The organism is Streptomyces cinnamoneus, from assembly GCF_014650495.1.
In the GTDB taxonomy this organism is placed as follows: domain Bacteria; phylum Actinomycetota; class Actinomycetes; order Streptomycetales; family Streptomycetaceae; genus Streptomyces; species Streptomyces cinnamoneus.
On record NZ_BMVB01000001.1, the window covers coordinates 220,569 to 231,564 of the forward strand.

A 10,996-nucleotide genomic window follows, 5' to 3' on the forward strand; every position below is an offset into this window, starting at 1 on the left:
GGAACCCTCATGTTCGAGATCCGCGTCATCTGCGACCCCGCCGACGCCGACACCATCGCCAAGACATTGTTCGGCACGTTTACGATCGGCCAGATCCGCCAACAGCCGACCCGCGACGGAAAGCGCCTGCGGCTGTACATCACCGCCGACCACCAACTGCGCGACGACGCCTACACCGACGCGCCGCCGATCGCGTACGAGCTGGCCTACTTCATGGAGTTGGCCTCCCGTCTCGACAAAACCGGCGACCACACGCCCGACGTTGAGCGTGAGCTTCTGCTCCGTAAGGCGGTGCTCCTGGACCGCATGGCCATGGAGGAGGCCGTCGTCTCGTCCTCGCTGGCTGCCGAGATGGCGGCCGAGAACGCCGAAGTCGCTGCCATCGCTCTGTCGATCTTTGACAGCTCCGAGGAGGGTCTCTTCTGGGGCGGGGAGTACGGGCCCAGTGACCCACTGTGGGCCCGGACCAGCTACCGCGGCTACGTCCGCCAGGAGTACGCCGCCTGGCTCCACAACCGGCGCTCCTAGATATGCCCGGGGCGGTCGCTTCTCACCACAAGACCGCGACCGCCCCGGCTCCCGTCCCTTCGACAGGAACAGGAGATCCTGTGCTGACCCTGACCGACCTGTTCTGCGGCGCCGGCGGTTCATCCACGGGCGCTGTCACCGTGCCAGGCGTACGGGTGCGCATGGCCGCCAACCACGCCCGGCATGCCGTCGACACTCACCAGGCCAACCACCCCGACGCCGACCATGACTGTGCTGACCTTTCCCAGGTCGACCCCCGCCGCTACCCCACCACCGACATCCTGTGGGCCTCCCCGGAGTGCACCAACCACTCCATTGCCAAAGGGCGGCGCCGCGGTCACGGCGGGCACGAGGACGGGCTGTTCGCCGAAGACGGCACAGACGAGGCCGCGATCCGCTCCCGGGCCACCATGCACGACGTCCCCCGCTTCGCCGAAGCCCACCGCTACCGCGCGATCATCGTGGAGAACGTCGTCGACGCCTACTGGTGGGGACCCGAACAGGCCCCCGGGGCCGCCTTTCAGGCATGGCTGTCCGCACTTCACGCCTGGGGCTACGAGCACCACATCGTGTGGATGAACTCCATGCACGCCGCCCGCTTCGGCCCCGCCGCACCGCAGTCCCGCGACCGCATGTACGTGGTCCTGTGGCGCAGGGGCGAGCGACGGCCCGACTTCGACAAGTGGACCCGCCCCTCCGCCACCTGCCCCACCCATGGCCGCGTGCGCGCCATGCAGGCGTTCAAGCGTGCCGACCGGCGCTGGGGCCGCTACGGCAAGCGCGCCCAGTACCTGTGGCGCTGCCCCCGCACCGAGTGCCGCAACGTCGTGGTCGAGCCGGACGTACGGCCCGCCGGCGACGCCATCGACTGGGCCCTTCCGGCAACCGCGATCGGAGAGCGCAAGCGCCCGCTGGCGGTCGACACCATGCGCCGCATCAGGGCCGGGTTCACCGCCTTCTCCGAACCGCTCACCGTCCCCGTGGAAGGCCGGGACGGCAAGCGCGCCACCCCCACCTCTGCACCCCTGCGCACGGTCACCACTCGCAACGAGACCGGGCTGGCACTGCCGCCCTACATGGTCGAGCTCAGGGGCGGCAGTTCCTCGCACCGCGCCATCAGCGAGCCGCTGGCGACCGTGTGCGCCTCCGGCAACCACCACGGCATCGTCACGGCGCCGGACCTGGTCGTGCCGTACTACAGCAACGGCACCGCCCGGCCGGCCGCCCGGCCCATGCCCACCGTCACCACCGTGGAACGCCACGGCGCCCTGTACGGCGGGACGGTCACCTCGGTGGAGGAATGCCGCTTCCGGATGCTCGAACCCCACGAGTACGCGGCCGCCATGGCCTTCCCCGCCGACTACCGCCTGCTCGCCAACGACAAGCGCACCCGCGTCCTGATGCTCGGCAACGCCGTCACCCCGCCCGCAGCCCGCGACCTGGTCGCCATGGTCAGCGAAGCCATCACCGGCCAGAACCTCGAACCTGCCCCAGCCAGCTAGGGAGGCCCCATGTCCGTAGGCGAGACCTCGATCACCGTCGTCGGCAACCTCACCGGCGACCCCGAACTGCGCTTCACCCCGGCCGGAGTGGCCATGGCCCGCTTCACCGTCGCCTCCACACCCCGCAGCTTCGACAGGGACAGCGGACAGTGGACAGACGGAACATCGATGTTCCTGCGGTGCACCGCCTGGCGGGCCCTCGCCGAGAACATCGCCGCAAGTCTCGGCAAAGGCAATCGGGTCGTCGTCACCGGCCGGCTGCGCCAGCTCGACTGGGACACCGACAAGGGGGAGAAGCGCTCCATGCTCGTCCTGGACGCTGACGACATCGGCCCCTCGCTGCGCTTCGCCACAGCCATGCCCAAGCGCGCCCAGACCACCGTTGCCCGCGGCTCCGCCGCAGACGCATCCGCCCTTGCACCTGCTGCCCCGCAGGCGGCTCCCTCGCAGCCCGCATCCGACGAGCCCCCGTTCTAGACACGCCCGAGGCGGTCGCCTCTCACCACAAGACCGCGACCGCCTCGGCTCCTTGTCCCTTCGACAGAAACAGGAGAACTCCCAGCATGACCCAACCCACCCCGATTCCGCGAGTGGGCGCCATCACGAACACCGACACCTACAACCCCCTGCTGGTCGAAGCCCTTCACGCTGCCGGGAACAGCTGGCCCGTCTTCCCGCTCATCCCCGGCGACAAGCGCCCCGCCCTGCACGGTGAGGAGCGCTGCCCGCGGACCGGCGCCTGCCTGGACGGGCATGTGAAGTGGGAGAACCGTGCCACCACCGACCCGATCCGCATCGGCCAGTGCTGGCAGACCGGTCCGTTCAACATCGGCATCGCCACCGGCCCGGCCGGGTTACTCGTCGTCGACCTGGACGTGCCGAAGGACAAGAGTATGAAGGACATGCCTGACGGCATGACGGCCTTCAAAGCGCTCTGCGAGCGCGCCGGCGAGCCGCTGCCCACCACCCACACCGTGCGGACTCCCAGCGGCGGACGACACCTGTACTTCCACCCCCCGTGCAAGATCCGTCTCGGCAACACGGCCGGCAAACTCGCCTCGCTCATCGACACCCGCGGATGGGGCGGCTACGTCCTCGCCCCCGGCAGCACCACCGAACAGGGCACCTACGAGATCGTCGAGCACGCCCCCGTGGCGCCCATGCCCGAATGGCTGACCGCCGCCCTCACCCCCCGGCGACCCGGCACCCCCGTGACGATCCCTGCAGCGCGCAACGCCTCGGCCTACGCCGCGGCGGCGCTGCGCAACGAGGTGGCCAACGTGGTGAACGCGCCCGAGGGCACGCGCAACCGCACCCTCGTCCGGGCCGCACGCGCACTCGGGCGGCTGGTGAAGACCGGCGACCTCGCCCGCAGCGAAGTAGAGCAGGCTCTTAATCAGGGAGGGCAGGCGTGCGGACTGGGCGAACGCGAGTGCATCGCCGCGATCACTCACGCCCTGAACTGGTCCATCGCCAACAACCCGGGCCCGGCCTCATGACCGGCCGCCCCACCACCTCCCCCATTAAGAGCACTCTCCCTCCCACGACACGGCGGAGCCTCGCCACAGGGCCGACACGCCCAACAGCGGTGGGCGCCCGAAGGGTCGTCGGCCGTCAGGCCGACCTTTCAGCTTGTTCTCCCGACGGGCAGCCGCGCGGCACGGCCACGGTGACCGGCATCTTGCCCGGCCTGCACGTCTGTAACAAGGGAGCGCCTCTGGCCGACTGGTTGTGCGTCTGCGGCCACCACACCGCACCCACCACCCGTACGGCGACCGAAAGGAGGTCTGCGGCATGACCACGGCGCCCTCTGCTGACCTGTGGGAGGGATTCGACCCCTTCACCCCCGAAGAGGTAACCGGGCCGGTCTGGGACGAACCCGTGCTGCTCACTGCGCGGCGCGACCTCCCGGCATTCCCCGTCGACGCCCTTCCCAGCTGGCTCGCCGACATGGTGGCCGCTGTCGCCGAGGAGACCCAAACCCCCGCCGACCTCGCTGGGTGTCTGGGCCTCGCCGTCATCGCCACGGCCGCCGGCGGCCGAGCCGTCGTCTGCGTCCGGGGTCGCTGGCGTGAGCCGGTCAACCTCTATACGGCCGTCGCTCTCGACCCCGGTAACCGCAAGAGCGCCGTATTCGCTCTGATGACCGAACCCCTCATGGCCGCGGAGAAGGCTCTCGTAGAGCTTTCGGGTCCCGTGCGTGCGGAGGCCGAGACTACCGCCCGTCTGGCCAAGTCGGCCGCCGACAAGGCAGCGGCCAAGGCCGCGAACGCCGAGCCCGGCATGCGTGACCAGCTCACCGCCGAGGCCATCGCCCTGGCCCAGGCCGCCGAGGAGATCACCGTCCCGGCCAAGCCCCAGCTCGTCGCGGACGACGTGACCCCGGAGAACCTCGCCACCCTCCTCGCGGAGCAGGACGGGCGGATCTCCGTCCTGTCCCCGGAGGGCGGCATTTTCGACATCATCGCCGGACGCTACAGCGGCGCCCCGAACATGGAGGTCTTCCTCAAGGGGCACGCCGGGGACATGGTCCGGGTCAACCGGCAGGGGCGCGACGCCCAGCACATCGAACACCCCGCAGTGACCATGGGCCTGGCGGTGCAGCCGGAAGTCCTCGAATCGATCGGCCAGATCAAGGGCGCCGACGGCCGCGGGCTCCTCGCCCGCTTCCTCTACGCCCAGCCCGAATCCCTCGTCGGCAGACGAAACCTCACCCCTGATCTCATCCCGGACGGCGTCGCCGACGCCTACGCCCGCCGCCTCGGCGGTCTGGCCTTGGCCATGAACGGCTGGACGGACCCGGCCCTGCTCACCCTTACCCCTGAGGCCGACGTGGTGTTGCTTGCCTACCAGAAGGTCACTGAATCTCGCATCGGGAAGGGCGGACCACTCGCCGGGATCGTGAAGTGGGCCAGCAAGCGCGACGGGGCGGTCGCCCGCATCGCCGGACTCCTCCACTTGGCCACCCATCCGGAGAACGGCTGGACTCACCCCATCGAGGCCGCCACCCTCGCCGCCGCGACCCGCCTCGGCGACTACTTCACCGCCCATGCTCAGCACGTCTTCGACGCCATGGGTGCCGACCCCGCTCAGGAAGCCGCCCACCAGGTCCTGAATCACCTCCGGGGCACCACGCCAGCCACGTTCACCAAGCGGGAGCTGTTCCGGCAGCTTTCGCGCGGTGACTTCCCCGCCATGGCTGACCTTGACCCCGCCCTCGCATTGCTGGAGGAACACGGCTGGCTCCGCCAGCAACCCCCGCCCCCGCGCCCCGGCCGCGGCGGCCGGCCGCCGTCCCCCCGGTACGAGACCCACCCCCGCCTCGCTTGAGGCGCCTGACAGAACCACCGCCGGGCTGACAGAACTGACAGAACCCCCGTCACAAGCCCGTTGACCTGAGGAAACGGCCCCGCGAAAGGCTGTGACAAAACCTCCGGAAACTCTGACAGAACCCGGCGCCCGCCGGAGGCCCGGCGTGACAGAACTCCTCGCCAAGAGGTTCTGTCAGAGTTTTCGAGAGTTCTGTCACGACCCAATCCGACGCCAGAACAGCAGGTCAGAGGTTTGTGAGCCAGGTTCTGTCAGTTCTGTCAGCGATTCCACGCAGCCACCGCACGGATACGGATCAAGTCTCCGTCATCCGCTGCATCGCCACTAGCTCACGGACGCGAATGCGGCCCTGCCGAAGGCAGGCCCGCTTGCCGGCCCACAGACGGGAGACCACCCACATGCCCAAACCTGCTGGGGTGGATGCGGTCCCGCGCCGCCTCCACCGCGTCGAAGTAGCTGCACGAGTTCTCAGCCTGGGCCGCTCCACGGCCTACGAGGAGATCCGCCTCGGGCGCCTCCGTACCGTCCGTGTCGGCCGCCGTCGTCTCGTGCCCACCGAGTACATCGACGAATACATCCAACTCCTCAAGGCCGAAGCCGAAACGGCTGCCTGACCTGATCTGCCACGCCATGTGGGGGCCACTTCCTCAGAAGAAGTGGCCCCCACTCCCCTGGAGGACAATTTCATGACCGAGAGATCTCGCCGGCCCCACAAAGCGGGTAACGGTGAAGACTCGATCTACTGGGACAAGTCCAAGAACCGCTACATCGGCGCTGTCTCCCTGGGCTACACCGCGTCCGGCAAGCGGAACCGTGCCACGGTCATGGGCAAGACCAAGACGGAAGTCCGCCGCAAGCTCAGGGATCTCAAGAAGGAGCTGGACACAGGCATCAAGCCCTCTGCCACCTACACCGTCGAGCAGGCTGTGGAGGGATGGTTCGCCAACGGGTTGAAAGGGCGTGATGAGGGCACGGTAAAGACCTACCGCAGCCTTGCCAACAAGCACATTATTCCGGACCTGGGCAAGGCCAGACTGCGTGAACTGGAGCTGGATCACCTTGACGACTGGCTGGAGGTGAAGGCCCGGCTCTTGGCGGACCGGTCGTTAAGGATCCTGATCTCGATCCTGCGCCGCTCCATCCGCCACGCCATGCGCCAGAAGAAGATTGCGAGAAACGTCGCCGAATTGGTTGAGCTCCCTGAGGGGCGTCCCGGGCGCCCCAGCAAGTCCCTCAGCCTTGAACAGGCAGCAGCCGTACTCCGCACCGGGGTGGGCAGCTGGATCCACGCCTATGTCGTGTTGGGGCTCCTCGTCGGCGCGCGAACCGAAGAGGAGCGGCCTCTCACGTGGACGCACGTGCACCTTGCCGGACCCGACGGAGCGCAAGCGCAGCCGTACGTCGACGTCTGGCGTTCGGTTCGCCGGCACGGGGACACCAAGACGAGAAGGAGTCGGCGGTCGCTTCTCATGTCTCGTTACGCCGCCTCCGTCATGGCGGCACTCAAGAAGCAGCAGATGCAGGAGCACGAAGGAACGTGGGATGACGCCAATCTGGTCTTCCCGAGCGAGACCGGAGAGCAACGCGACGCTCACGATGTCCTCCGGCACTTCAGGTCTCTCCTGAAGGACGCCGGCTTCGAGGAGCCGACCGCATGGACGCCGCGCGAACTGCGAACGAGTTTTGTGTCGCTGCTGTCGGACCACGGCCTCCCGATCGAGGAGATCGCCCGCATTGTCGGACACAACGGCAGCACCACGACCGAGACCGTCTACCGCAAGCAGCTGCGCCCGGTGATTACCGCGGGAGCGGACGCCATGGACGACATCTTTGCGGGCTTCCTGGACGAGACCTTCGAGACCTTCGAGGGGCTCGACGGGGCCTCAGGCGCTCCGTAGTTCTCCTGGAGCCAGTCGCGAACGGACAGCCGGTGGCTCCCAGTGTGGCTCCCTGCACCCCACCGGGACCTCATCCCCACCCCTCCTGACCTGTCCAAACATGGCCCCGCCATCTACCCCTGACTTTGCCTGCTGTTTAATTGCGACTGGTTCGCAAAAGCAATAGATCGTGAGTAGAGGTGCAGGGCATGACGGCCCGGTCCATACGGGGAGTGGCCGCCATGGCCACGGCAGGCGTTCTCGCAGGAGGGGTGGCCGGCTGTTCGGCGCCCGGTGGGGGCGGGGGCGCGGGGGCCAAGGACTCGCTCGTCGTCGGGCTCGCCAACGAGCCCGAGACCCTCAGCCCCCTCCTCGGGTACGGCAAGGACGGCAACTCCAAGATCTTCGACGGGCTGCTGCGCCGCGACGCGGCCATGAAGCTCCAGCCCGCCCTCGCCGCCGAGCTGCCCAAGGTCACCGACGACGGGCGGACGTACACCTACAAGCTCCGCCAGGGCGTGACGTTCAGCGACGGCAAGCCCTTCTCCGCCAAGGACGTGGTCTTCACCTACCGGACCATCCTCGACGAGAAGACCAACAACGCCGCCAAGGGCGAGCTCGACGCCATCGACAAGGTCACCGCCGAGGGCGACGACACCGTCGTCTTCGCGCTCAAGTACCCCTACGCCCCGTTCGCCGAGCGCACCGTGCTGCCCATCGCACCCGAGCACGCGGCCAAGGGCCAGGACGTCAACACCGGCTCGTTCAACACCGCGCCCATCGGCACCGGCCCGTACGTCCTCACCGGCTGGAGCAAGGGCGAGAAGCTGACCTTCAAGGCCAACCCCACCTACTGGCGCGGCGAGCCCAAGGTCAAGAAGCTCACCATGGCGATCATCAAGGACGACGACGTGCGCGCCACCCGGCTGCGCTCCGGCGACCTCGACGGCGCCATCCTGCCGCCCAACCTCGCCAAGGGCTTCAAGGGCGACAAGGGGAAGCTCACCCTGACCGCCAAGACCACCGACTTCCGCGGCGTCACCCTGCCCACCGCCCACAAGGTCACCGGCGACACCGCCGTCCGCCGCGCCCTCGACCTCGCCGTCGACCGCAAGGCCATGGTCGACAAGCTGCTCGAAGGCGCCGGCCGGGCCGGGTACGGGCCCGTCCCCACCGACAGCGAGTGGTTCGCCCGGGGCACCGAGCGCCCGCACGACCTGGCCAAGGCCAAGAAGCTGCTGGACGACGCGGGCTGGCGGCCCGGCGGCGACGGCATCCGCGAGAAGGACGGCGAGCGCGCCTCCTTCACCCTCTGGTTCCCCGCCGGTGACAAGCTCCGCGAGGAGCACGCCCTCGCCTTCGCCTCCGACGCCAAGAAGGCCGGCATCGAGGCCAAGGTGCAGAGCGGCACCTGGGAGGTCATCGAGCCGCGCATGAAGGACGACGCGGTTCTCGCCGGTGGCGGCAACCCCGCCGACCCCGACTTCGACCTCTACAACCTGCTGCACTCCTCCCTCGCCCTCGACGGCTTCAACAACATGGCCGCCTACGCCAACCCCGACGTCGACAAGGCCCTGGAGGAGGGCCGGCGCAGCGGCGACAAGAACGCCCGCAAGGCCGCCTACGACGCCGTCCAGCGCGGCCTCGCCGACAACCCCGGCTACACCTTCCTCACCCACGTCGACCACCTGTACGTGATGAACGACGGCTGGCGCGAACTCGCCACCCAGGTCGAGCCGCACGACCACGGCCTCGGCGCCGGCCCGTGGTGGAACGTCGAGGACTGGCAGCCCCAGCAGTGATCACCAGGCTCCCCTGGGGGCCGATGGCACGCATGGCGGGACGGCGGCTGCTGACCGCCGTCCCCCTGCTCGCCGTCGTCACCTTCGGCGTCTTCGCCATCGCCGCCGCCTCCCCGTTCGACCCGGCCAGGGCGTACGCCGGCTCCGCCGGGCTCGGCGCCGGCCGGGACGTCCTCGACCAGCTGCGCGAGAACCTCGGCGCCGACCGGCCGTTCGTCGTCCGCTGGTGGGAGTGGCTGACGGCCGCCCTCGGCGGCGACCTCGGCCAGTCGACCTCCCTGCGGCAGCCCGTCGCCCAGGTCATCGGCGAACGCATCGGCTGGTCCGTCCTGCTGTGCGGTGTCGCCTTCCTGCTCGCCGTCTGCACCGGCACCGCACTCGGCGTCCTCGCCGCCCGGCGCCGTGGCGGCCTGCTCGACCGGACCGTCACCTCCCTCGCCTACACCCTCGAAGCGGCACCACCCTTCTGGCTCGGCCTGCTCGCGATGTGGTTCTTCGCCATCCGGCTCGACGCCCTCCCGGCCGGCGGCCTCACCGACACCGGCGCCGACGCCGTCACCGCCGGTCAGGTCGCCTCCCACCTCGTCCTGCCCGCCCTCGTCCTTGCCGCCACCCAGCTGCCGTGGTTCGTGCTGTACGTACGCCAGGGCGTCGGCGACGCCCTGGACGAGGACCCCGTGCGCGGCGCCCGCGCCCGGGGCCTGCGCGAGCGGACCGTACTGCTCCGCCACGCCCTGCGCTCGGGACTGCTGCCCGTCCTCACCCTCATCGGTTCGCGTGTCCCGGAACTGATCACCGGCGCCCTGCTCGTCGAGACCGTCTTCAGCTGGCCCGGCATCGCCTCCGCGACCGTCCAGGCCGCCACCAGCGTCGACTTCCCGCTCCTCGCGGCCCTCACCGTCCTCGCCACGGCCGCCGTGCTGCTCGGCAACCTGCTCTCCGACCTGCTGTACGGCCTGGCCGACCCGAGGGTGGGATTCGATGGGTAGCAACACCGTGCGCCTGCGCGCTTCGGCATGCGTCCTGGCGACGGTCCTCCTCGCCGTCCTGCTGGTGCCTCTCGCCGTCCCCCTCGACGAGCAGGCCGTCGACCTCGCCGCGAAGCTGCACCCCCCGTCCTGGGCGCACCCCTTCGGGACCGACGAGGTCGGCCGCGACCTGCTGCTGCGCTGCGTGTACGGCTTGCGCCTGTCCCTGCTCGTCGGCGTCGTCGCCGCGCTCACCGCGACCGTCCTCGGCACGGCCGCCGGCGTGCTGGCGGGCGTGCTCGGCGGCTGGACGGACCGTGCGCTGATGCGGCTCGTCGACCTCTTCTCGTCCGTACCGCATCTGCTGCTCGGCATCTTCGTCGTCGCCATGTTCCGGCCCGGCATCTGGCCGGTGATCGCCTCGGTGGTGGTGACCCACTGGCTGTCGACGGCCCGCATCGTCCGGGCCGAACTGCTGTCGCTGCGCACCCGCCCCTACGTCGACGCCGCCGTCTCGGGCGGCGCGTCCCGCCTCCGCGTGACCGTACGGCACCTGCTGCCGGGCGTGCTGCCGCAGGCCGCGCTCGCGGCGGTCCTGATGATCCCGCACGCCATCTGGCACGAGTCGGCGCTGTCGTTCCTGGGCCTCGGCCTGCCCACCCACGAGGCCAGCCTCGGCAACATGGTCAACGGCGCCCGCGGCTCGCTCCTTGCGGGCGACTGGTGGCCCACGCTCTTCCCCGGCCTGTTCATCGTCGTGCCCACCCTGGCCGTGGCGGCCCTCGCCGGTGCCTGGCGCGAACGGCTCGACCCGCGCCGCCGATCGGAGCTGACGCTGTGACGCCCCCGACGCCTTCCACGCCTTCCACGAACCCCAAGCCCTCCACGCCTTCCACGACCCCCACACCCTCCACGCCTCACAAGCGCCGGAACGTATCCGCCCAGGGCGGCCCCGTCGACGGCGGCCCCGCCCAGGGCGGCCCCGTCCT

General features: G+C 69.8%; 10 protein-coding genes. All 10 read left to right on the forward strand.

Going from position 1 to position 10,996, the window contains the following annotated elements:
* Positions 1-9 precede the first annotated feature (9 nt).
* Positions 10-528 (forward strand): hypothetical protein, encoded by a 519-nt coding sequence (locus tag IE182_RS00965; RefSeq protein ID WP_190107642.1) that lies wholly within the window; start codon positions 10-12, stop codon positions 526-528.
* A gap of 80 nt (positions 529-608) precedes the next feature.
* Positions 609-2,030: a DNA cytosine methyltransferase gene (locus tag IE182_RS00970; protein WP_229844491.1), complete on the forward strand. Its 1,422-nt coding sequence runs from the start codon at positions 609-611 to the stop codon at positions 2,028-2,030.
* A 9-nt stretch (positions 2,031-2,039) separates the two neighbouring features.
* Complete coding sequence (gene ssb, locus IE182_RS00975) at positions 2,040-2,507, forward strand: single-stranded DNA-binding protein (RefSeq protein ID WP_190107644.1); 468 nt, start codon at positions 2,040-2,042, stop codon at positions 2,505-2,507.
* An 86-nt stretch (positions 2,508-2,593) separates the two neighbouring features.
* Entirely contained in the window at positions 2,594-3,529 is a 936-nt protein-coding gene (locus tag IE182_RS00980) for a bifunctional DNA primase/polymerase (protein WP_190107645.1), read from the forward strand.
* A 295-nt stretch (positions 3,530-3,824) separates the two neighbouring features.
* Positions 3,825-5,360, forward strand: a complete 1,536-nt coding sequence (locus tag IE182_RS00985) for a YfjI family protein (RefSeq protein ID WP_190107646.1) — start codon at positions 3,825-3,827, stop codon at positions 5,358-5,360.
* A 398-nt stretch (positions 5,361-5,758) separates the two neighbouring features.
* The gene (locus IE182_RS00990) at positions 5,759-5,974 is read left to right on the forward strand and encodes an excisionase family DNA-binding protein (RefSeq protein WP_190107647.1); all 216 of its coding nucleotides are present in this window, start codon (positions 5,759-5,761) and stop codon (positions 5,972-5,974) included.
* Positions 5,975-6,046: 72 nt separating this feature from the next.
* Positions 6,047-7,258, forward strand: a complete 1,212-nt coding sequence (locus IE182_RS00995) for a site-specific integrase (protein ID WP_190107648.1) — start codon at positions 6,047-6,049, stop codon at positions 7,256-7,258.
* Positions 7,259-7,446: 188 nt separating this feature from the next.
* Positions 7,447-9,039 carry an ABC transporter substrate-binding protein gene (locus tag IE182_RS01000; protein WP_190107649.1) on the forward strand — a complete coding sequence of 531 codons (1,593 nt, stop codon included), beginning with the start codon at positions 7,447-7,449 and terminating at the stop codon, positions 9,037-9,039.
* Between the two features lie 23 nt (positions 9,040-9,062).
* The gene (locus IE182_RS01005; RefSeq protein ID WP_190107650.1) at positions 9,063-10,028 is read left to right on the forward strand and encodes an ABC transporter permease; all 966 of its coding nucleotides are present in this window, start codon (positions 9,063-9,065) and stop codon (positions 10,026-10,028) included.
* Complete coding sequence (locus IE182_RS01010; protein WP_190107651.1) at positions 10,021-10,848, forward strand: ABC transporter permease; 828 nt, start codon at positions 10,021-10,023, stop codon at positions 10,846-10,848. Before IE182_RS01005 ends, IE182_RS01010 begins: the two co-directional genes overlap by 8 nt.
* Positions 10,849-10,996 lie beyond the last annotated feature (148 nt).

What these genes read in the sequence shown, in the direction of transcription:
- IE182_RS00965 (WP_190107642.1), top strand. Translation starts at nt 10, where the DNA reads ATGTTCGAGATCCGCGTCATCTGCGACCCCGCCGACGCCGACACCATC.
- ssb (WP_190107644.1), top strand. Translation starts at nt 2,040, where the DNA reads ATGTCCGTAGGCGAGACCTCGATCACCGTCGTCGGCAACCTCACCGGC.
- IE182_RS00980 (WP_190107645.1), top strand. Translation starts at nt 2,594, where the DNA reads ATGACCCAACCCACCCCGATTCCGCGAGTGGGCGCCATCACGAACACC.
- IE182_RS00985 (WP_190107646.1), top strand. Translation starts at nt 3,825, where the DNA reads ATGACCACGGCGCCCTCTGCTGACCTGTGGGAGGGATTCGACCCCTTC.
- IE182_RS00990 (WP_190107647.1), top strand. Translation starts at nt 5,759, where the DNA reads ATGCCCAAACCTGCTGGGGTGGATGCGGTCCCGCGCCGCCTCCACCGC.
- IE182_RS00995 (WP_190107648.1), top strand. Translation starts at nt 6,047, where the DNA reads ATGACCGAGAGATCTCGCCGGCCCCACAAAGCGGGTAACGGTGAAGAC.
- IE182_RS01000 (WP_190107649.1), top strand. Translation starts at nt 7,447, where the DNA reads ATGACGGCCCGGTCCATACGGGGAGTGGCCGCCATGGCCACGGCAGGC.
- IE182_RS01005 (WP_190107650.1), top strand. Translation starts at nt 9,063, where the DNA reads ATGGCACGCATGGCGGGACGGCGGCTGCTGACCGCCGTCCCCCTGCTC.
- IE182_RS01010 (WP_190107651.1), top strand. Translation starts at nt 10,021, where the DNA reads ATGGGTAGCAACACCGTGCGCCTGCGCGCTTCGGCATGCGTCCTGGCG.